Consider the following 20,780-nt stretch of genomic DNA (forward strand, 5'->3'; position numbering starts at 1 on the left):
AAATTTATTAACAATTAAGGGGGAAGAAAAAATGGGTGTACAAAACATTGTTGTAATTGGTGCAGGGCAAATGGGATCAGGAATTGCACAAGTATGTGCAATGGCAGGATATGACGTGAAGGTACAAGATTTAAAGCAAGAGCAATTAGATAGAGGATTGGCTATCATTACGAAAAACTTAGCACGCCAAGTAGAAAAAGGACGTATGAAGGAAGAAGAGAAGGAAGCCACATTAAATCGTCTTACAGTAACGCTTGATTTAGATTGTGTGAAAGAAGCGGATCTTATTATTGAAGCAGCTGTTGAGAAAATGGATATTAAAAAGAAAATCTTTGCGAATCTAGATGAAATTGCTCCAAAACACGCAATTTTAGCAACGAATACGTCATCTCTGCCAATTACAGAAATTGCAGCGGTAACGAAGCGTCCGGAAAAAGTAATCGGTATGCACTTTATGAATCCAGTTCCAGTTATGAAGCTTGTTGAGATTATTCGTGGTTTGGCTACCGATGATGCGGTATATGAAGCAATTGAAGATATTACGAAAAAAATTGGGAAAGTACCAGTTGAAGTGAATGATTTCCCAGGTTTTGTATCAAATCGTATTTTGCTACCGATGATTAACGAAGCAATTTATACGTTATATGAAGGTGTAGCGACGAAAGAAGCAATTGATGAAGTCATGAAGCTTGGTATGAACCATCCGATGGGGCCTTTGACACTCGCCGATTTTATCGGTTTAGATACGTGTTTATACATTATGGAAGTGTTGCATGAAGGATTAGGAGATAGTAAATATCGCCCATGTCCGTTATTACGTAAGTATGTGAATGCAGGATGGTTAGGGCGTAAAACAGGTCGTGGATTCTACGTTTACGAATAAATGCCCCCTTTGTTACAACATAGTGGTCTTACCAAATTATTTAAAGGATATATAGCAAATGGAGGCGGAATATATGAACTTTCGTTTTAATGAAGAGCAGCAAATGATGAGGAAAATGGTTCGGGATTTTGCACAGAAGGAAATAGCTCCCTTTGTTCCTAGTATGGAACAAGGGGTGTTCCCGAAAGAGATTTTGCAAAAGATGGGTGAGCTTGGATTAATGGGTATTCCAGCGCCTGCAAAATACGGTGGGGCAGAAATGGACTTTATATCTTACATTCTAGCAATTGAGGAAATCTCAAAGGTAAGTGCAACAGTTGGTGTAATTTTAGCTGTACATACGTCAGTTGGAATGAATCCGATTTTATATTTCGGAACAGAAGAACAGAAGAAAAAATATGTTTCTAAACTTGCAACCGGGGAATATTTAGGTGCATTTGCTTTAACAGAGCCAAATGCAGGATCAGATGCAGGGAGTTTGAAATCAAGAGCTGTGAAAAAAGGTGATCATTATATTATTAATGGATCGAAAGTGTTTATTACAAATGGTGGTGAAGCAAGTACATACATTGTATTCGCTTCTACAAATCCAGAGGCAGGAAAAAGTGGTATTTCTGCATTTATAGTAGAGAAAGATACACCTGGTTTAATCATTGGAAAAGATGAACATAAGATGGGACTTCTCGGTTCTCGTACAGTACAACTTACTTTTGAAGATATGAAAGTGCCAGCTGAGAATTTACTTGGGGAAGAAGGACAAGGATTTAAGGTGGCAATGGCGAATTTAGATGTTGGGCGAATTGGAATCGGTGCGCAGGCGTTAGGAATTGCTGAAGCGGCGCTTGGCTGTGCAATTGATTATGCAAAAGAAAGAGAGCAATTCGGGAAGCCAATTGCGGCGCAGCAAGGGATTGGCTTCAAGCTTGCAGATATGGCAACAAGTGTCGAAGCAGCAAGGTTACTCGTATATAGAGCGGCATCTCTTAGGGCACAGGGATTACCATGTGGTAAAGAAGCATCTATTGCGAAATTATTTGCTTCTAAGACAGCGGTTGAAGTCGCGATTGAGGCGGTGCAAGTTTTTGGTGGTTACGGTTATACGAAAGACTATCCAGTAGAACGATTTTTCCGTGATGCGAAAATCACGCAAATATATGAAGGAACAAGTGAAATACAGAAACTTGTTATTAGCCGTGCTTTATAAAAGGGCAAGGGGGAGACGGAGATGCATTTTAAACTATCAGAAGAACATGAAATGATAAGAAAAATGGTTCGAGATTTTGCTAAAAATGAAGTGGCACCAACAGCAGCTGAGCGTGATGAGGAAGAGCGATTTGATCGAGAATTATTTGATCAAATGGCAGAGCTTGGTTTAACCGGTATTCCGTGGCCTGAAGAGTACGGTGGAATTGGAAGCGATTACTTAGCGTACGTAATCGCTATTGAAGAATTATCCCGCGTTTGTGCTTCAACAGGCGTAACACTGTCCGCGCATACTTCACTTGCGGGATGGCCAATTTTTAAATTTGGGACGGAAGAGCAAAAGCAAAAGTTTTTACGACCGATGGCTGAAGGAAAGAAAATTGGTGCATACGGCTTAACTGAGCCAGGATCTGGATCGAATGCTGGTGGAATGAAGACAATCGCAAAGAGAGATGGAGACCATTATATTTTAAATGGATCAAAAATTTTCATTACAAATGGCGGTATTGCTGATATTTATGTTGTTTTTGCGCTAACTGATCCTGAATCAAAGCAGCGCGGTACGAGTGCATTTATTGTAGAAAGTGATACACCGGGATTTTCAGTTGGGAAGAAGGAGAGCAAGCTAGGGATTCGCTCTTCACCAACGACTGAAATTATGTTTGAAGATTGCCGTATTCCTGTAGAGAATCTACTTGGAAAAGAGGGGCAAGGGTTTAAAGTTGCGATGCAAACATTAGATGGAGGTCGTAACGGTATTGCGGCGCAAGCTGTTGGTATTGCACAAGGGGCTTTAGATGCTTCTGTAGAATATGCAAGGGAGCGCCATCAATTTGGAAAACCAATTGCGGCGCAGCAAGGGATTGGCTTTAAACTTGCGGATATGGCAACAGATGTAGAAGCGGCACGCCTTTTAACATATCAAGCGGCTTGGCTTGAATCAGAAGGGCTTCCGTATGGAAAAGAGTCAGCGATGTCAAAAGTATTTGCAGGAGATACAGCGATGAGGGTGACGACTGAAGCGGTGCAAGTATTTGGTGGTTACGGTTATACGAAAGATTATCCAGTAGAGCGTTATATGCGAGATGCAAAAATTACACAAATATATGAAGGAACACAAGAGATTCAGAGGCTTGTAATTTCTCGTATGTTAACGAAGTAGGAACGAAAGCGTAGGTATTTTCCTACGCTTTTTCCTTCCAAAAAATAATAGAGAGAGGTGAAGGGAATGGTTAAACATAATGTACATGCATCGGTGAAAGATGAAAAATTAGTTGCGTTAAGACGTGAGCAAATGATTAAAGGTGCGGTGCAACTGTTTAAACAAAAAGGATTTCCACGTACAACAACGAGAGAAATTGCAAAAGCGGCTGGATTTAGTATAGGGACACTTTATGAGTACATTCGTACAAAAGATGATGTTTTGTATTTAGTTTGTGATAGTATTTATGAACATGTAAAAGAAAGATTAGAGGAAGTAGTTTGTACAGAAAAAGGGAGTGTAGAAAGTTTAAAGATAGCAATAACGAATTACTTTAAAGTGATGGACGAATTACAGGAAGAAGTATTGATAATGTATCAAGAGGTACGCTTTTTACCGAAAGAATCACTTCCGTATGTATTAGAAAAGGAGTTTCAAATGGTAGGAATGTTCGAGAATATTTTAGAACAGTGTACGGAAAATGGAACATTTACATTAAATAAAAAAGAAATACAGCTTCTTGCCCATAATATTTTTATACAAGGACAGATGTGGGGATTTAGACGCTGGGCGCTGCAAAAACTGTATACGCTCGAAGAATATACAGAAATGCAAATTAGGTATGTATTGCAAGGGGCCCATATGCTTCCGAAATAAGGAACAGACAAATTATAATTTTACTACCTTATAAAAGTTTCCCGTTTTTTTTGTAGCATATTTGTGCGACTTTTGTTTATAATGAATAGTATGGATTTTTTTAAGCAGGCCGTTATATATAAGGTTATATTTGATGAAAGGAAGTGCCGCATAAGTGGATTTTAAGCAATATTCACCAGAAGAGCTAAAAGAATGTTCAATGATTGAAGTTGTACATAGCGTTTTAGGGGATAAAAAACAAGCAACGACATTCAACGAGTTGGTTCAAGAAATCGCTCAAGTGCTGGGACTATCTCAAGAGCAAGTTAATGCGAAAATCGCACAATTTTATACAGACTTAAACATCGATGGGCGTTTCATTAATTTAGGAGAAAATCGTTGGGGGCTACGCAGCTGGTACCCATACGAGCAAATTGATGAAGAAATCTTGCCTCAACCAAAACCGAAGAAGAAACGTAAAGTTGAAGAAGACGGTTTTGACGACTACATTGAAGAAGATGACTTCGACGATGCAGACGTAATTGAAGACGAAGATGATGATGTAGAAGATTTGGACAAGGTTCTTGAAGAAGAAGACGGAGATGACGACGATCTTGATGATTTAGATGAAGATGACGACGACTTCGCTGAAGAAGAACTTGAGTATGACGAAACTGAAGAAGAAGAAGAGGAAGAACTGTAGTTCTTGACTTTTCATTATCGTCCATGTAGAATCATTTTTGGGCTCTTTAAAAAAGGACGATAATACTTTTAAAGTGTAAATATAAAAGAAAATTGCTCCCTACTTATTACTTTTTGTGATGAGGGGAGCAATTTTCTTTTTTGTTTTTTGTTTAGAAAATAAAAAGAGTCTAACAATAAGATGGATACAGTGTTATCTACATACGTTGCGCTTTGCAACGGTGATTATATAACAGCAAAATAGAAGGGAGCTTTTTCATGACTAAGTATATTTTTGTAACAGGCGGTGTAGTATCGTCTTTAGGAAAAGGTATTACAGCAGCATCTCTTGGAAGACTTTTAAAAAATCGTGGTTTAAACGTAACGATTCAAAAGTTTGATCCATACATTAACGTAGACCCAGGGACTATGAGCCCATATCAACACGGTGAGGTATTCGTAACAGATGATGGCGCAGAAACTGACTTAGACCTTGGTCACTATGAGCGTTTTATCGACATTAACTTAAACAAATACAGCAACGTAACAACAGGTAAAATTTACTCTTCAGTTCTTCAAAAAGAGCGTCGCGGTGAATATTTAGGAGGAACAGTTCAAGTTATTCCTCACATTACTAACGAAATTAAAGAACGCGTATATCGTTCTGGTCGTGAAACAAATGCGGATGTTGTTATTACAGAAATCGGTGGAACTGTTGGTGACATCGAGTCTCTACCATTCTTAGAAGCAATCCGTCAAATTAAGAGCGACATCGGTCGTGACAATGTAATGTACATTCACTGTACGTTAATCCCGTACTTAAAAGCAGCGGGTGAAATGAAGACAAAACCAACACAACATAGTGTTAAAGAACTTCGTAGCTTAGGTATTCAACCAAACATTATCGTTGTTCGTACAGAAATGCCTGTTTCTCAAGATATGAAAGACAAGCTTGCATTATTCTGTGACATTGATACAAAAGCAGTTATCGAAGCTCGCGATGCAGATACTTTATATGCGGTTCCATTATCTCTTCAAGAACAAAACATGGACCAAATCGTTTGTGACCACTTAAAATTAGACAATCCAGCTGCAGATATGACAGAGTGGACTGCTCTAGTTAACAAAGTGCGTAATCTTTCTAAGAAAACAAAAATCGCTCTTGTTGGTAAATATGTAGAACTTCAAGATGCTTATATTTCTGTTGTAGAAGCACTTCGTCATGCTGGTTACTCATTCGACACAGATGTAGAAGTAAAATGGGTAAATGCTGAGCACGTAACAGCAGAAAACGTAAAAGAATTAGTTGGCGATACAGATGGTATCCTTGTACCAGGTGGCTTCGGCGATCGTGGTGTAGAAGGTAAAATCGTTGCGATTCAATATGCTCGTGAAAACAAAGTTCCATTCTTAGGAATTTGCTTAGGTATGCAACTTGCATCAATCGAATTCGCACGTAATGTATTAGGTTTAGAGGGTGCTAACTCTTCTGAAATCAACCCTGACACACCATATGCAATCATCGACTTATTACCAGAACAAAAAGATGTAGAGGACCTAGGTGGTACACTTCGTCTTGGTCTATACCCATGTAAGCTTGCTGAAGAAACAAATGCTTACAATGCTTATAATGAGCCGGTTGTATATGAGCGTCATCGTCATCGTTATGAGTTCAACAATCAGTTCCGTCCGGATATGGAAAAAGAAGGATTTGTATTCTCTGGTACAAGCCCAGACGGCCGTCTAGTTGAAATCATTGAAATAAAAGACCACCCTTGGTTCGTGGCAGCACAGTTCCACCCAGAACTTGTTTCTCGTCCAAACCGTCCACAACCATTGTTCCATGACTTCGTAAGAGCTTCTATTACGAATAAAGAGAGCAAGTAATAAAAAAAGCGCCTGAAATAAGGCGCTTTTTTTAATATTCATTTAACATTTCATCGATTGTAAATTTAATCCCGTGATAAGCAAATAAAGCTACTATTAAACTTGGGAATCCGTAGCGATTACCTTCATCGTCTGGAATAAGACCTTTTAACAGTTTTGTATCAATATGTACGTCTGTATATCGTTCCAGTGATTCTGTACCTTCTTGAAGAGCAGAAATGCCCACAATAGAGTGTCCCTCTTCTTGTAGTTTTTTTGCAATTTCTACAACCGCTTCATCTGTTGAAAAACGGCTAATAAGAAGTACACGATCCGCAGAGGTTACTTCTGCTTCTTTACCATTTTCAAATAAGCGTTTTGCTTGCTTCATTGGTTCAGCACCGAATAGTGCCTCGGCAACAACGCCCTCCATTTCATTTGTACCATGTAAATAAATGAAACCATCGCCAACTAGTGCTTGAGCAAGTAAACGAGCGCTATCTTCTATATTCATTTCTTCTTTTTGAGAAACTCTGGAGAAATAACCACTTAATTGAGTTGAAAAAATTTTTAACATAATGTTACTCCCTTCGTACGTGTTTGCCGGCTTTCATTATAATTTATTTTTTTAGAAAGGTGAAATCGTAGGGTAGCATAACAAAATAGGAAACGGTAAAATAAGAAAGAATAGGAAGGAATTTGCCAAAGAATAGCGAAATTAAATCGTTAAGATATAAGAAGCTTTAAATCTTGTACTTACACAGAAAGGTTGGGAATTATGGAAGGTAAAATTTTAATCGTTGATGATCAATATGGGATTCGTGTGTTATTACATGAAGTGTTCCAAAAAGAAGGTTATCAGACATTCCAAGCAGCGAATGGATTTCAAGCTTTAGATATCGTGAAAAAAGATAATCCAGATTTAGTAGTGTTAGATATGAAAATTCCAGGCATGGATGGTATAGAGATTTTAAAGCATGTAAAAGAAATTGATGAGAGTATTAAAGTAATTTTAATGACTGCTTATGGAGAGCTTGATATGATCCAAGAAGCAAAAGATTTAGGAGCTTTAATGCATTTTGCTAAACCATTTGATATTGATGAAATTCGTCAAGCTGTGAGAAATGAGCTCGCTGTAGAGGCGTAAAAATGAATTTTTTATAAAAAATATGGAAAAAAGCGTTTACATGGACTATTGTGCAGGTGAATACGGTTGAGTTTTTGAGTACAAGTTGTTATCCTATTGAGTGTAGAAAAAAGTCCGGTATGTAGATATACATATTTTACCTTATTCTGGTCATACTACCAGCGATAAGAACTTATCGGATACAAAAAACGTTTTTTAGGAGGATTCACCATGCCTTTAGTTTCTATGAAAGAAATGCTAAACAAAGCACTAGAAGGAAAATACGCAGTTGGTCAATTCAACATGAACAACTTAGAGTGGACTCAAGCTATCTTAGCTGCTGCGGAAGAAGAAAAATCTCCTGTAATCCTAGGTGTATCTGAGGGTGCAGCTCGTCATATGACTGGTTTCAAAACAGTTGTAGCTATGGTTAAAGCTTTAATCGAAGAAATGAACATCACTGTTCCTGTAGCGATTCACCTTGACCATGGTTCAAGCTTCGAAAAATGTAAAGAAGCAATTGATGCAGGTTTCACATCTGTAATGATCGACGCTTCTCACCACCCATTCGAAGAAAACGTTGAAACTACTAAACAAGTAGTAGAATACGCACACGCTCGTAACGTATCTGTTGAAGCTGAGCTTGGAACAGTTGGCGGACAAGAAGACGACGTAATCGCTGAAGGCGTAATTTACGCTGACCCAGCAGAGTGTAAGCACCTTGTTGAAGCAACAGGTATCGATTGCCTAGCTCCAGCTTTAGGTTCTGTACACGGTCCTTACAAAGGTGAGCCTAACTTAGGATTCGCTGAAATGGAACAAGTTCGTGATTTCACTGGCGTACCTTTAGTATTACATGGTGGTACTGGTATCCCAACTGCTGATATCGAAAAAGCTATCTCTTTAGGTACTTCAAAAATCAACGTAAACACTGAGAACCAAATCGAGTTTACAAAAGCTGTTCGTGAAGTATTAAACAAAGACCAAGAAGTTTACGATCCTCGTAAATTTATCGGACCTGGCCGCGACGCTATCAAAGCAACTGTTATTGGTAAAATTCGCGAATTCGGTTCTAACGGTAAAGCGTAAGAATAAAATTCCGTTTTGGAAACCGTCTAGTCTTTTAGACGGTTTCCTTTCGTTGTATAATGAAAGCGTGAACAAGTCTAAAGATTTTATCATTTTTGGTTTTTAAATAGAAAATAATGTGCATAGTCCTATTAATAAATGTGATAACGTATCTAAATTGATAAAGTGAATTCGATGAATAGTTGATCTTCATCTATTCGTGCTACAGGAGAAATGAAGATAATGGTTTCCTATTTATTGAGTTTTGGGATGGAAAGAGTAATTGAGATTCTTAAGGGGAGCTTTCTATAAAAAGATAGAAAGTAAATACATTCACAAGAAGGGAGCTCAATATGGAAAAATTGCTAATTGAGGGCGGAAGAGCTTTAAATGGAACAATTCGAGTAAGTGGTGCAAAGAACAGTGCCGTTGCATTAATTCCAGCGACAATTTTAGCAGATACTCCAGTAACTATTGGTGGTGTCCCTAATATTTCGGACGTGAAAATGTTAGGAGACTTACTAGAGGAAATTGGAGGGAAAGTAACTTATGGACAGGAGGAAGAGATGGTAGTCGATCCTTCTAACATGGTTGCAATGCCTTTGCCAAATGGAAAAGTGAAAAAATTGCGCGCTTCTTATTATTTAATGGGTGCAATGCTTGGCCGTTTTAAAAAAGCTGTTATTGGGCTTCCGGGTGGATGTCATTTAGGACCGAGGCCGATTGATCAGCATATTAAAGGGTTTGAAGCGCTAGGTGCACATGTTACGAATGAACAAGGTGCCATCTATTTAAGAGCAGATGAGCTACGCGGGGCACGTATTTATTTAGATGTTGTTAGTGTAGGAGCTACGATTAATATTATGCTAGCAGCTGTACGAGCGAAAGGTAGAACTGTTATTGAAAATGCAGCGAAAGAGCCTGAGATCATTGATGTAGCTACATTGTTAACAAGCATGGGAGCACGTATTAAAGGTGCTGGTACTGATGTAATCCGAATAGATGGTGTTGACTCTTTACATGGTTGTCACCATACTATCATTCCAGATCGTATTGAAGCTGGTACGTATATGATTCTAGGAGCTGCATCAGGAGGAGAAGTAACGGTTGATAACGTTATTCCTCAGCATTTAGAATCAGTTACTGCAAAGCTAAGAGAAGCTGGTGTTCAAGTTGAAACGAACGATGATCAAATTACGGTGAACGGTAATAGAAAGTTAAAAGTAGTTGATATCAAAACGCTTGTATATCCAGGTTTTCCAACGGATTTACAACAGCCGTTTACGACGCTTTTAACAAAGGCGCACGGGACGGGAGTTGTAACAGATACAATTTACGGTGCCCGTTTCAAACACATTGATGAATTACGTCGTATGAATGCTCAAATTAAAGTAGAGGGTCGTTCGGCAATTGTAACTGGTCCTGTGTTACTGCAAGGTGCAAAAGTGAAGGCGAGTGATTTACGAGCAGGAGCGGCACTTGTTATTGCAGGGTTAATGGCAGATGGAATTACAGAAGTAACAGGACTTGAGCATATTGATCGAGGTTATGAGAATATAGTGGACAAGCTTAAAGGGCTTGGTGCAAACATTTGGCGAGAACAAATGACAAAGCAAGAAATTGAAGAAATGAAGAACGCATAAGTGATACTTCCGCAAGGGGGAAGCGAAGCATCACTACTTGCGGAAGTACACTTTATAGAAAAACACGGTTCACAAAATACGGCAGAAATATAAAGGCTTAAAGGAGAGGGATTATCGTGGAAAGAAGTTTATCTATGGAGTTAGTACGTGTAACAGAGGCTGCAGCTTTATCATCAGCGCGTTGGATGGGGCGCGGGAAAAAGGATGAGGCAGACGGTGCAGCAACATCAGCTATGCGTGATGTATTTGATACAATTCCGATGAAAGGTACAGTTGTAATTGGTGAAGGTGAGATGGATGAAGCACCAATGCTATATATCGGAGAGAAATTAGGTACAGGATATGGACCACGTGTAGACGTTGCGGTTGATCCTTTAGAAGGGACAAACATCGTAGCAGCTGGTGGCTGGAATGCTCTTGCTGTTATTGCAATTGCAGACCACGGTAATTTGTTACATGCCCCTGACATGTACATGGATAAAATCGCGGTTGGCCCAGAAGCAGTTGGGGCGGTCGACATTGATGCGCCTATTATTGATAACTTACGTGCAGTTGCGAAAGCGAAAAATAAAGATATTGAAGATGTTGTAGCGACAGTTTTAAATCGTCCACGTCATCAAGAAATTATCGAAGAAATTCGTAAAGCTGGTGCGCGCATTAAATTGATTAATGATGGAGATGTAGCTGGAGCGATTAATACAGCGTTTGATCGTACAGGTGTAGATATTTTATTTGGATCTGGTGGAGCACCTGAAGGTGTATTAGCAGCAGTTGCTTTAAAATGTTTAGGTGGAGAAATTCACGGAAAACTATTGCCACAAAACGAAGCTGAATTAGCACGTTGTAAAAAAATGGGCATAGAAGACATTAATCGTATCCTTCGCATGGAGGACTTAGTAAAAGGTGACGATGCAATCTTTGCAGCAACAGGCGTAACAGATGGAGAACTATTACGCGGTGTTCAATTTAAAGGTAGCGTAGGAACAACGCAATCCCTTGTTATGCGCGCAAAATCAGGCACAGTTCGCTTCGTAGATGGTCGTCATAGCTTAAATAAAAAACCGAACTTGGTTATTAAATAAAAAGCGTAAGCAGCTCGTTCAGAATGGGAGGGGGATGGAGCTTCTGACGTAGAGGCGCTTTTTGCCTCGTAGGAAGAAGTGAAGCCACCGACCATTCTAGCTGCTGAAGCTGGATTAAGTAAAAAGCGTAAGCAGCTTGTTCAGAAAGGGAGGGGGATGGAGCTTCTGACGTAGAGGTGCTTTTTGCCTCGCAGGAAGAAGTGAAGCCACCGACCATTCTAGCTGCTGAAGCTAGATTAAATAAAAAGCGTAAGCAGCTCGTTCAGAAAGGTTAAAATGGTCGATCTTTCTAACTATCGGAGCTGGAACTAAATTAAATAAGAAGCGAAGACAAATTTTCTTGTCTTCGCTTCTTGTATTTGTGTTCCAACGTATTGATTAAAACTAGATAAAAGGGTTACAATAGTGAATATTACCCTACTTGAACTTATTGCCTTTCATTATTAATTATTTGCCTTCCGTATTTTTTCCCTTTACCCATGAAAAAAGAGAATAACGTTAAAGTGTGGTGTCTGAATGAATTTGTCAATTGCAGCATTAGAAAACATGAAATTAAAAGAGTTATACGAGCTTGCGAAAGAATTTAAGATTTCGTATTATAGCAAGTTAACGAAAAAAGAGCTGATTTTTTCTATTTTGAAAGCTCGAGCAGAAAAAGAAGGTTTCTTTTTCATGGAAGGCGTATTAGAAATTATTCAATCAGAAGGATTTGGATTCCTACGTCCTATCAACTATTCTCCAAGCTCAGAAGATATTTATATCTCAGCTTCGCAAATTCGTCGTTTCGATTTACGTAATGGAGATAAGGTTTCTGGTAAAGTACGACCTCCGAAAGAAAATGAACGCTATTTTGGGTTATTACAAGTTGAAGCTGTAAACGGAGATGATCCAGATTCAGCAAAAGAGCGTGTGCATTTCCCTGCATTAACACCATTATACCCAGATCGCCAAATGAAATTGGAAACGGAACCGAAAAAGTTACCGACACGCATCATGGATTTAATCGCACCAGTTGGATTTGGACAACGTGGTTTAATTGTTGCGCCTCCAAAGGCTGGTAAAACAAGTCTATTAAAAGAAATCGCGCACAGTGTTACAACAAATCATCCGGAAGCAGAACTAATTGTACTTTTAATTGATGAGCGTCCAGAGGAAGTAACAGACATTGAACGTTCTGTTAAAGGAGATGTTGTAAGTTCTACTTTTGATGAAGTACCAGAAAATCATATTAAAGTAGCTGAGCTTGTGTTAGAACGTGCGATGCGTCTTGTAGAGCACAAGAAAGATGTTATCATTTTAATGGATAGTATTACCCGTTTAGCTCGAGCTTACAACCTCGTTATTCCACCAAGTGGTAGAACATTATCAGGTGGTATCGATCCAGCTGCCTTCCATAGACCGAAGCGTTTCTTTGGAGCTGCACGTAATATTGAAGAAGGCGGTAGCTTAACAATTTTAGCAACAGCCCTTGTTGATACAGGATCACGTATGGACGATGTTATTTACGAGGAATTTAAAGGAACTGGAAATATGGAACTTCACTTAGATCGTTCATTAGCTGAACGTCGTATCTTCCCAGCGATTGATATTCGTCGTTCTGGTACACGTAAAGAAGATCTATTAATTCCAAAAGAACATTTAGACAAGTTATGGGGCATTCGTAAGACAATGCGTGATACACCAGACTTTGTTGAAAGTTTCTTACGTAAGCTTCGTCAAACGAAGACAAATGAAGAGTTTTTACAAAACATTGTTGCAGACTCGAAAAGGTATGTAACAACTAAGTAAAGGGAAAAAATCAAGACTCGCTTATTTTATAGTAAGCGAGTTTTTTATGCTGTTTAGGTGATATTAAAGAGAGAAATAAGTGAAAGAACCTTCCGCCCGAAAGGTAAAAAGCACCTTTAGGGCGAAAGAACCTTAGCTGGTCAGAGCTGAGCGAGCCACCGCCACTTTAAATTTCAAAAGACAAAAACAGGTAGTTGCAAAATGAAGTTAGCCTTGTTATAATTTCATCATATGTGTTTCATCAATATAGTTGTGTATGCAGCTGAAGATGAAAAACTCTGTTTCGAAAATGATTCAGGGCGGAAGGAGATGAAAAGAATGAAAGCAGGAATTCACCCAGATTACAAGAAAGTTGTATTCATGGACACAAACACAGGCTTCAAATTCTTAAGCGGATCTACTAAAGGATCTAACGAAACTGTTGAGTGGGAAGATGGTAACACTTATCCATTACTAAAAGTTGAGATCAGTTCTGATTCTCACCCATTCTACACTGGACGTCAGAAGTTTGCTACTGCAGACGGACGCGTTGACCGCTTCAATAAGAAATACGGTCTTAAGTAATAAAAACATAAAACAGGCAAGTGTATGTATTCGCTTGTCTGTTTTTTTTGCGAAAATATTATACCTTTACCCTACTTTTAACTGAAAAGTAGATGAAAGGAGAGCTTCATGTACTTAATAAATCAAAATGGCTGGATTGAAGTGATTTGCGGTAGTATGTTTTCTGGCAAGTCAGAAGAGCTAATCCGCCGTGTGCGCCGTACGCAATTTGCAAAACAACATGCAATTGTATTTAAACCATGTATTGATAATCGATATAGTGAAGAAGATGTTGTATCACATAACGGATTAAAGGTAAAAGCAGTTCCTGTTTCAGCTTCAAAGGATATATTTGAACATATTACAGAAGAGCTGGATGTTATTGCAATCGATGAGGTGCAATTTTTTGATGGGGACATTGTGGAAGTGGTGCAAGTATTGGCAAATCGTGGCTATCGTGTCATTGTAGCTGGTTTAGACCAAGATTTCCGTGGTCTACCATTTGGACAAGTTCCTCAGCTGATGGCGATTGCTGAACATGTGACAAAACTACAAGCAGTATGTTCTGTATGTGGATCTCCAGCAAGTCGTACACAACGATTAATTGATGGAGAACCAGCGGCATTTGATGATCCAATTATTTTAGTTGGAGCTTCAGAATCGTATGAACCACGTTGTCGTCATTGTCATGCAGTACCTGCAAACAAAGATAAGTAAAACTCGCTGCGCAAGGCGGGTTTTTTTCAAAATAGAGAGTGTGAGTGGTGTGATCCGCTTACGCTTTTAAATATATCTAGTTCCGGTGGCTAGCTCTTCGCATCTAAGAACCTTCCGCCCGAAAGGTAAAAAGCACCTTTAGGTCGAAAGAACCTTAGTTGGTCAGAGCTGAAAGAGCCACTGCCACTTTTAAATATATTATCTAGCTCCAGCGGCTAGAATCTCCGGCCATTTCGCTCTCTCGCTCGAAGCAAAAAGCGCTTCAAGGTCGAGAGCTCCAATGGCCTGTGATTCTGAGCGAGCCGCTTGCGCTTTTAAATATAATTTGCGTTTTTTTGAGTAAGTACCATATACTATTTGTATTAGATACTAGGATGTAGAGGTGAATGATGTGTTAGATCGTTTGCAAGCTGTAGAAAATCGTTATGAGAAGTTAAATGAATTGTTAAGTGATCCAGCGATTATTAGTGATTCAAATAAGCTTCGTGAATATTCAAAGGAACAGTCTGATATACAGGAAACGGTAGAGGTGTATCGTGAGTATAAGGATGTTCGTGAGCAATTAAAAGATGCGAAAGCAATGTTAGAAGATAAGTTAGACGCAGAAATGCGTGAAATGGTAAAAGAAGAAGTTTCTGAGTTAGAATCACAAGATAAAACATTATCAGAGCGTCTGAAAATTTTACTTGTTCCAAAAGACCCTAATGATGATAAGAACGTTATCGTTGAGGTTCGTGGAGCTGCTGGTGGAGACGAGGCAGCTTTATTTGCTGGTGACTTATACCGTATGTATAGCCGTTACGCTGAGGTACAGGGCTGGAAAACGGAGATTATTGAGGCTAGCTATACAGAGTTAGGTGGGTATAAAGAGATTATCTTTATGATTAATGGTAAAGGTGCTTTCGCGAAGCTGAAATTCGAGAATGGTGCTCACCGTGTACAACGTGTTCCTGAAACGGAATCTGGTGGACGTATTCATACATCTACAGCAACTGTAGCTGTATTACCAGAGGCAGAAGAAGTAGAAATTGATATTCATGAGAAAGATGTTCGTGTTGATACATTCGCTTCTAGTGGACCTGGTGGACAGAGCGTTAATACAACGATGTCAGCGGTGCGTTTAACGCATTTACCGACTGGTGTAGTTGTATCTTGTCAGGATGAGAAATCACAGATCAAGAATAAAGAAAAAGCGATGAAAGTATTACGCGCACGTGTTTATGATAAGTTTAGACAAGAAGCGCAAGCTGAGTATGATCAAAACCGTAAACAAGCTGTTGGTACGGGAGATCGTTCAGAGCGTATTCGTACGTATAACTTCCCGCAAAACCGTGTTACAGACCATCGAATCGGTTTAACGATTCAAAAGCTAGATCAAATCTTACAAGGTAAGTTAGATGATTTCATCAATGCCTTAGTGATGGAAGATCAGGCTCAAAAGATGGAGGCAGCGGAGTAATGCGTGTCTATGAAGCCCTGAAATGGGCTTCTTCTTTTTTACAGGAAAATGGACGAGATGAAAATGCGGGAGAAATTGTCCTTTGTCATGTATTAAAGGTGAACAGAACAGGATTACTTATGAATATGCGTGAAGAAATAACTGAGGAACAAGAGAAAAGCTTTACGGAGTTTATCCATAAGCATGTAGAAGGTATTCCTATTCAATATATGATTGGTTATGAAATGTTTTATGGACGGTCTTTCTTTGTGAATGAAGAAGTATTAATACCAAGGCCGGAAACAGAAGAGCTTATAGTGGGAGTATTAGAAAGAATCGAGCGCCATTTTGGTGATGAGAAACTACATGTAGCAGATATAGGTACAGGTAGTGGAGCGATTTCTATTACGCTTGCTTTAGAAAATAAAAATCTTCATGTGTATACAGTAGATATTGCACAAGAGTCGATTGAAGTTGCAAAAGAAAATGCAAAAGCTTTAGGTGCAGAAGTAACGTTCTATCACGGTGATTTATTGTCACCATTTCATAAAACGGGTCAAAAGCTAGATGTTGTTGTTTCAAATCCTCCATATATACCGGAAGAGGATTGGCGTGGTCTTTCTCCTGTTGTGAAAGAGCATGAGCCGAAGAGAGCACTTGTTGGTGGTGAAGACGGATTAGATTTCTATCGCCGTTTTATGGAAGAATTGCCGAATGTGTTGCAGAAGAAAGCGATTGTGGCGTTTGAAATTGGAGTAGGACAAGGTGAGGATGTAAAAAGATTGTTACAACAAGCTTTTCCACATGCTCATGTTGAGGTTGTTTTCGATATTAACGGAAAAGATCGTATGGTATTTGCAGAGATGGAGTAAGGTTCACACCTTACTCTATTTTTTTGTGGAAAAATTCATATAGATTTTGAATTTAATAGTTTAGAAAGATGAAAGTCTGTCCACACTGTTTGTAGAAGGGACGGTGGAGGAAATGAAAAAACAAGTTATTGCTTATCTTCTTATACTATTAATTGGTGCACAGTTACTTGTGCAGTTTGGATATATGAAAGCTGATGCGAAAGGGCCTTCAGTTATTCCGAAAGAGGCCGTTCGATTACGAATTTTAGCAAATAGTGATTCAGATAAAGACCAGGCATTAAAGCGTAAAGTGCGTGATGAAGTAAAAGCACAAATTGATGGATGGGTAGCGGATTTAACTTCATTTGAAGAGGCGCGCAAAGTAATTCAAAGTCATATTCCAGAAATCGAGAAAACGGTGGAAAATACGTTAAAAAGAGAAGGAAGTAAAGAATCATTTCAAGTGAAATTTAGTAAGAATGTAAAGTTTCCTACAAAGGTATATGGGAATTTTATTTATCCGGCAGGGGAATATGAAGCAGTCTTAATTACAATTGGGGAAGGTGAAGGGGCAAACTGGTGGTGTGTATTATTTCCACCGATGTGTTTCTTAGATTTTTCAAGTGGTACAGCTGTAAGGAAAGAAGAACATGTTGTGAAGGCTGAATCTCCTGAAGAGGAGCAAGTAAAACAAATAGATAATGAAGAAGTAGTAAATGTAGAAGAGAAAAAAGAGGATGAGGTAAAAGAAACGAAAGTTGTAAAGCGGGAAGCAGTAAAAAAAGTAACAGCTTCTGAAAAGAAAGTAGTGAAAAATGAAACAAAAGTCGAAGAGCAGCCTGTAAGTAAAGAAGAAACAAAAAATGTGGAAAAAGTGGAGAAACCTGTGGAGAAAAAACAAGAACAGCAAAATGAGTATGTAAAAGTAGAAGAGGAAGAAGAAAAGCCAGAAGTTAAATTGTTTATTGTAGAAGCTTTTACATCTTTATTCTCTAAATAGTACTATTAATAAATCCCTCCTCATATATAAAAATGAGGAGGGATTTATTATGAAGAAAGTGTATTTTGCTACGAAAGCAGATGTGGAAAGATTACATTCTTTTTTCGGACAAGCTAATAAAAAAGATGATAAAATAAATGAGTTGTACGCACAATTTATGATTTTGGAAGAGGCGGAAGAAATACGAGCTGTAATTGGTTATGAACAAAGTGGGGAAGATGTACTTATTCGTTCTTGTTTATTCACACCACATGTGGATAAACAGACTTTCTTATATTTTTTTGAAATGTTTTTGCAGTATATGAAAGAAAAAAGTGTTCAACAATTGTACTTACTAACAAATCATCCACAATCTGTACCGATCTTTCAGTTCTTTGACTTTTTTACTATAGAAAAGGATGAGGTTCCAGAGGGAATTCAACAGCTAGAACATTTTTGTAAAAATATAAAAGAGCAGAATGCAATAATACTAAATTGTCAGCTATTCACAAAGTTATCCACGGATTAATTAGGTTTATCCACATTTTGTGGATAAACCTTGTTTGTCTTTTGGATAAATCTCATAGTAAACTAAAAATAGACAAGTATTTAAGGCTAGAAAAGGACGTGGAAAAAAATGCATACAAATATGTGGGTTGTGGATAATGTTGTGGAAAGAAAAAAATATTATCCACAGTTACAAGAAGCAGCAAAGTTATTAAGAGAAAATGAGGCGGTTGCTTTCCCTACGGAAACAGTATATGGGTTAGGGGCAAACGCGATGGATGATGAAGCAATCGCGAAAATTTTCGAAGCGAAAGGAAGACCGAGTGATAATCCACTCATTGTCCACATAGGTACAAAATCTCAGTTAGATGGGATTGTGAAAGAAATTCCACCAGTTGCAGAGAAGTTAATGGCGCATTTTTGGCCAGGACCATTAACAATTATTTTGCCGAGAAAAGAAGGAATTTCAGAGAAGGTGACGGCAGGACTTAATACGGTTGGAGTAAGAATGCCTGATCATCCAATTGCACTTGCTCTTATTGAAGAGGCGAATGTACCTGTTGCGGCACCAAGTGCGAATCGTTCAGGGCGTCCAAGTCCAACATTAGCTTCTCACGTATATGAAGATTTGAATGGGAAGATTGCAGGTATTGTTGATGGTGGTGCAACTGGAGTAGGCGTTGAATCAACTGTAATTGATTGTACAAGCACGGTTCCAACAATATTACGTCCAGGTGGGATTACGAAAGAACAATTAGAAGCGGTGATAGGTACTGTTTCTTTAGATCCAGCTTTAAAGGATGAGAAGGAAAAACCGAAATCGCCTGGAATGAAATACACACATTATGCGCCGAAAGCACCACTTAGTATTGTCGAGGGCTCACGTGAGTTTATTCAGCATCTTGTGGATGAGAAAAAGAAAGAAGGATTTAAAGTAGGCGTATTAACGACAGAAGAGTATCAGCATGTATATAGTGCAGATGTTATATTATCTTGTGGTGTTAGAAGTGACTTAGCTAGCGTTGCGACTAAATTATATGATGTACTTAGAACATTTGATGCAAGTGAAGTGGATGTTATTTTTAGTGAGTCATTCCCTAATGAAGGAATAGGGAATGCAATTATGAATCGTTTAACAAAAGCGGCAGGACATCATATTATTATTGAATGATAAGGTAAGATTAGCAAACAGAATATTTCTCCTTGGATAAGCATATTGTGAAGTAGCACGTCCAAGGAGGGGCATGAATGACGTTTGAACAGCTAATACCTTTAATAATTATGGCATTCGCCTTAGGGATGGATGCGTTCTCGGTGAGTCTTGGTATGGGGATGATGCCCCTAAAGTTAAGACAAATCCTGTATATTGGTATGACGATAGGGATATTTCATATTATTATGCCGTTTATAGGAATGGTACTAGGTCGTTTTTTATCAGAGAAATATGGAGATATCGCACATTTTGCGGGTGCTATTTTATTAATCGGACTAGGGTTTTATATCGTATATTCGACCATTTTACAAAATGAAGAGACTAGAACTGCCCCTATTGGAATTAGTTTATTCGTATTTGCATTTGGCGTCAGTATAGATAGTTTCTCAGTAGGGCTTAGTCTTGGTATTTATGGGGCACAGACAATTATTACGATTTTACTGTTTGGATTTGTTAGCATGTTATTAGCGTGGATTGGTTTATTAATTGGGAGACATGCGAAAGATATGCTCGGTACATACGGTGAGATAGTAGGTGGTATCATTTTGGTTGGGTTTGGATTATATATCCTTTTTCCTATATAATTTTATGTAGGAGGGAATTATGAACAAGCTATTGGAATGGTATGTTAAATTTTTAACCTTCTTTCCTCGATGGCTAAGAAGACTTATAATTTGGGGTATTATTTTGCAAATTTCGATGTTAGGTTGGATTAAGTTAATTCGTGAATGGTGAGATAGTTCCTTTCTGTGAATATTTTGTTTGTACTATATTTATTACGCTAAAAATTACAGATATAGAAAGGATGAGATGAATGACGAGATTGAAGCAAGTTTTTGGTATTATTATTAGTTTTTTTGTTTTTTGGTTTAGTATGCTCGGTGTACAAATGTTTGCTGAGTTTTTAGATATTGAGTCATTGAAATTTGTTGCGGGAAAGACTGAGGCGGCGCGTGCCTTTTACTCTCCGTACCCGTTTTTAATTGTTTTTCTTATTACATTGCTTTCCCTATACTTCTTCGTAATTAAGCTAGGGAAGCCGAAAAAAGAGAAAATGCCTACTTTAGAGGAAAAGAAGGAAGAATTACAATGATAAAATCCCCTGCTAAAAAGCAGGGGATTTTATATTTGAGTGATGGGAGGAATCTAGCTGCCTCCGCTTTTAGATGTTATCCAGCTCCAGCGGCTAGAATGGTCGGTGGCTTCGCGTCTTCCTGCGAGGCAAAAAGCGCCTCTACGTCAGAAGCTCCATCCCCCTCCCATTCTGAGTGAGCCGCTTCCGCTTTTAGATGTTATCCAGCTCCAGCGGCTAGAATGGTCGGTGGCTTCGCGTCTTCCTGCGAGGCAAAAAGCGC

At 38.6% G+C, this 20,780-nt stretch carries 22 protein-coding genes; 21 read left to right on the plus strand and 1 reads right to left on the minus strand.

Translation table 11 applies throughout. From position 1 onward, the window contains the following. Positions 1-31: 31 nt before the first annotated feature. The 6 genes from ACS2QP_RS18800 to pyrG all read left to right on the plus strand — a co-directional run bounded on the left by ACS2QP_RS18800 (position 32) and on the right by pyrG (position 6,491). The gene (locus tag ACS2QP_RS18800) at positions 32-883 is read left to right on the plus strand and encodes a 3-hydroxybutyryl-CoA dehydrogenase (protein WP_000538875.1); all 852 of its coding nucleotides are present in this window, start codon (positions 32-34) and stop codon (positions 881-883) included. A 73-nt stretch (positions 884-956) separates the two neighbouring features. Next, entirely contained in the window at positions 957-2,087 is a 1,131-nt protein-coding gene (locus ACS2QP_RS18805) for an acyl-CoA dehydrogenase (RefSeq protein WP_001011179.1), read from the plus strand. Positions 2,088-2,108: 21 nt separating this feature from the next. Continuing rightward, complete coding sequence (acdA, locus tag ACS2QP_RS18810; RefSeq protein ID WP_431148960.1) at positions 2,109-3,248, plus strand: acyl-CoA dehydrogenase AcdA; 1,140 nt, start codon at positions 2,109-2,111, stop codon at positions 3,246-3,248. A 66-nt stretch (positions 3,249-3,314) separates the two neighbouring features. Next, positions 3,315-3,944, plus strand: a complete 630-nt coding sequence (locus ACS2QP_RS18815) for a TetR/AcrR family transcriptional regulator (protein ID WP_000238605.1) — start codon at positions 3,315-3,317, stop codon at positions 3,942-3,944. Between the two features lie 154 nt (positions 3,945-4,098). Beyond that, on the plus strand, positions 4,099-4,626 hold the full coding sequence (gene rpoE / locus ACS2QP_RS18820; protein WP_113303002.1) for a DNA-directed RNA polymerase subunit delta: 528 nt from the start codon (positions 4,099-4,101) through the stop codon (positions 4,624-4,626). 257 nt (positions 4,627-4,883) lie between these two features. Further along, positions 4,884-6,491, plus strand: a complete 1,608-nt coding sequence (gene pyrG, locus ACS2QP_RS18825; protein ID WP_000170459.1) for a CTP synthase — start codon at positions 4,884-4,886, stop codon at positions 6,489-6,491. Between the two features lie 31 nt (positions 6,492-6,522). Here the strand turns inward: pyrG and ACS2QP_RS18830 are convergent, their stop codons facing one another. Further along, the gene (locus tag ACS2QP_RS18830; RefSeq protein ID WP_000912402.1) at positions 6,523-7,047 is read right to left on the minus strand and encodes a DUF2529 domain-containing protein; all 525 of its coding nucleotides are present in this window, start codon (positions 7,045-7,047) and stop codon (positions 6,523-6,525) included. Between the two features lie 201 nt (positions 7,048-7,248). On the opposite strand from ACS2QP_RS18830, the gene spo0F reads away from it, so the two are divergent. The 15 genes from spo0F (at position 7,249) to ACS2QP_RS18905 (ending at position 20,518) form a co-directional block, all read left to right on the plus strand. Further along, on the plus strand, positions 7,249-7,617 hold the full coding sequence (gene spo0F / locus ACS2QP_RS18835; RefSeq protein ID WP_000398594.1) for a sporulation initiation phosphotransferase Spo0F: 369 nt from the start codon (positions 7,249-7,251) through the stop codon (positions 7,615-7,617). Positions 7,618-7,827: 210 nt separating this feature from the next. After that, complete coding sequence (locus ACS2QP_RS18840; RefSeq protein ID WP_001131855.1) at positions 7,828-8,685, plus strand: class II fructose-bisphosphate aldolase; 858 nt, start codon at positions 7,828-7,830, stop codon at positions 8,683-8,685. A 332-nt stretch (positions 8,686-9,017) separates the two neighbouring features. Then, positions 9,018-10,307 carry a UDP-N-acetylglucosamine 1-carboxyvinyltransferase gene (gene murA / locus ACS2QP_RS18845; protein WP_000413254.1) on the plus strand — a complete coding sequence of 430 codons (1,290 nt, stop codon included), beginning with the start codon at positions 9,018-9,020 and terminating at the stop codon, positions 10,305-10,307. Between the two features lie 116 nt (positions 10,308-10,423). Continuing rightward, positions 10,424-11,389 carry a class II fructose-bisphosphatase gene (glpX, locus tag ACS2QP_RS18850; protein ID WP_000442340.1) on the plus strand — a complete coding sequence of 322 codons (966 nt, stop codon included), beginning with the start codon at positions 10,424-10,426 and terminating at the stop codon, positions 11,387-11,389. Positions 11,390-11,905: 516 nt separating this feature from the next. Further along, positions 11,906-13,177 carry a transcription termination factor Rho gene (gene rho / locus ACS2QP_RS18855; protein ID WP_001053903.1) on the plus strand — a complete coding sequence of 424 codons (1,272 nt, stop codon included), beginning with the start codon at positions 11,906-11,908 and terminating at the stop codon, positions 13,175-13,177. Between the two features lie 318 nt (positions 13,178-13,495). Next, positions 13,496-13,741 carry a type B 50S ribosomal protein L31 gene (locus ACS2QP_RS18860; protein ID WP_000643433.1) on the plus strand — a complete coding sequence of 82 codons (246 nt, stop codon included), beginning with the start codon at positions 13,496-13,498 and terminating at the stop codon, positions 13,739-13,741. Between the two features lie 108 nt (positions 13,742-13,849). Next, complete coding sequence (locus tag ACS2QP_RS18865; protein ID WP_000280859.1) at positions 13,850-14,437, plus strand: thymidine kinase; 588 nt, start codon at positions 13,850-13,852, stop codon at positions 14,435-14,437. A 391-nt stretch (positions 14,438-14,828) separates the two neighbouring features. Next, positions 14,829-15,896 carry a peptide chain release factor 1 gene (gene prfA, locus ACS2QP_RS18870; protein WP_000887064.1) on the plus strand — a complete coding sequence of 356 codons (1,068 nt, stop codon included), beginning with the start codon at positions 14,829-14,831 and terminating at the stop codon, positions 15,894-15,896. After that, positions 15,896-16,747, plus strand: a complete 852-nt coding sequence (gene prmC, locus ACS2QP_RS18875; protein ID WP_001267065.1) for a peptide chain release factor N(5)-glutamine methyltransferase — start codon at positions 15,896-15,898, stop codon at positions 16,745-16,747. Before prfA ends, prmC begins: the two co-directional genes overlap by 1 nt. 112 nt (positions 16,748-16,859) lie before the next feature. Continuing rightward, entirely contained in the window at positions 16,860-17,726 is an 867-nt protein-coding gene (spoIIR, locus tag ACS2QP_RS18880; protein WP_243821144.1) for a stage II sporulation protein R, read from the plus strand. A gap of 49 nt (positions 17,727-17,775) precedes the next feature. Then, positions 17,776-18,234, plus strand: coding sequence for a mechanosensitive ion channel protein (locus ACS2QP_RS18885; RefSeq protein WP_000758437.1), 459 nt, complete (start codon positions 17,776-17,778; stop codon positions 18,232-18,234). A 108-nt stretch (positions 18,235-18,342) separates the two neighbouring features. Beyond that, positions 18,343-19,383: an L-threonylcarbamoyladenylate synthase gene (locus tag ACS2QP_RS18890; protein WP_000557353.1), complete on the plus strand. Its 1,041-nt coding sequence runs from the start codon at positions 18,343-18,345 to the stop codon at positions 19,381-19,383. Between the two features lie 77 nt (positions 19,384-19,460). Next, positions 19,461-20,009, plus strand: a complete 549-nt coding sequence (locus ACS2QP_RS18895; protein ID WP_000142475.1) for a manganese efflux pump MntP — start codon at positions 19,461-19,463, stop codon at positions 20,007-20,009. A gap of 19 nt (positions 20,010-20,028) precedes the next feature. Next, positions 20,029-20,160: a hypothetical protein gene (locus ACS2QP_RS18900; RefSeq protein ID WP_001037634.1), complete on the plus strand. Its 132-nt coding sequence runs from the start codon at positions 20,029-20,031 to the stop codon at positions 20,158-20,160. Between the two features lie 79 nt (positions 20,161-20,239). Next, complete coding sequence (locus ACS2QP_RS18905) at positions 20,240-20,518, plus strand: DUF3935 domain-containing protein (protein WP_000197472.1); 279 nt, start codon at positions 20,240-20,242, stop codon at positions 20,516-20,518. The last annotated feature ends 262 nt before the right edge of the window (positions 20,519-20,780 follow it).

It is taken from the genome of Bacillus cereus group sp. Bce019 (assembly GCF_051781745.1).
GTDB classification, from domain to species: domain Bacteria; phylum Bacillota; class Bacilli; order Bacillales; family Bacillaceae_G; genus Bacillus_A; species Bacillus_A cereus.

Bases quoted from the DNA above. Each gene is read 5' to 3' on its own strand.
- ACS2QP_RS18800 (WP_000538875.1), top strand. From the start codon at position 32: ATGGGTGTACAAAACATTGTTGTAATTGGTGCAGGGCAAATGGGATCA.
- ACS2QP_RS18805 (WP_001011179.1), top strand. From the start codon at position 957: ATGAACTTTCGTTTTAATGAAGAGCAGCAAATGATGAGGAAAATGGTT.
- acdA (WP_431148960.1), top strand. From the start codon at position 2,109: ATGCATTTTAAACTATCAGAAGAACATGAAATGATAAGAAAAATGGTT.
- ACS2QP_RS18815 (WP_000238605.1), top strand. From the start codon at position 3,315: ATGGTTAAACATAATGTACATGCATCGGTGAAAGATGAAAAATTAGTT.
- pyrG (WP_000170459.1), top strand. From the start codon at position 4,884: ATGACTAAGTATATTTTTGTAACAGGCGGTGTAGTATCGTCTTTAGGA.
- ACS2QP_RS18830 (WP_000912402.1), bottom strand. From the start codon at position 7,047: ATGTTAAAAATTTTTTCAACTCAATTAAGTGGTTATTTCTCCAGAGTT.
- spo0F (WP_000398594.1), top strand. From the start codon at position 7,249: ATGGAAGGTAAAATTTTAATCGTTGATGATCAATATGGGATTCGTGTG.
- ACS2QP_RS18840 (WP_001131855.1), top strand. From the start codon at position 7,828: ATGCCTTTAGTTTCTATGAAAGAAATGCTAAACAAAGCACTAGAAGGA.
- murA (WP_000413254.1), top strand. From the start codon at position 9,018: ATGGAAAAATTGCTAATTGAGGGCGGAAGAGCTTTAAATGGAACAATT.
- rho (WP_001053903.1), top strand. From the start codon at position 11,906: ATGAATTTGTCAATTGCAGCATTAGAAAACATGAAATTAAAAGAGTTA.
- ACS2QP_RS18860 (WP_000643433.1), top strand. From the start codon at position 13,496: ATGAAAGCAGGAATTCACCCAGATTACAAGAAAGTTGTATTCATGGAC.
- ACS2QP_RS18865 (WP_000280859.1), top strand. From the start codon at position 13,850: ATGTACTTAATAAATCAAAATGGCTGGATTGAAGTGATTTGCGGTAGT.
- prmC (WP_001267065.1), top strand. From the start codon at position 15,896: ATGCGTGTCTATGAAGCCCTGAAATGGGCTTCTTCTTTTTTACAGGAA.
- spoIIR (WP_243821144.1), top strand. From the start codon at position 16,860: ATGAAAAAACAAGTTATTGCTTATCTTCTTATACTATTAATTGGTGCA.
- ACS2QP_RS18885 (WP_000758437.1), top strand. From the start codon at position 17,776: ATGAAGAAAGTGTATTTTGCTACGAAAGCAGATGTGGAAAGATTACAT.
- ACS2QP_RS18890 (WP_000557353.1), top strand. From the start codon at position 18,343: ATGCATACAAATATGTGGGTTGTGGATAATGTTGTGGAAAGAAAAAAA.
- ACS2QP_RS18895 (WP_000142475.1), top strand. From the start codon at position 19,461: ATGACGTTTGAACAGCTAATACCTTTAATAATTATGGCATTCGCCTTA.
- ACS2QP_RS18900 (WP_001037634.1), top strand. From the start codon at position 20,029: ATGAACAAGCTATTGGAATGGTATGTTAAATTTTTAACCTTCTTTCCT.
- ACS2QP_RS18905 (WP_000197472.1), top strand. From the start codon at position 20,240: ATGACGAGATTGAAGCAAGTTTTTGGTATTATTATTAGTTTTTTTGTT.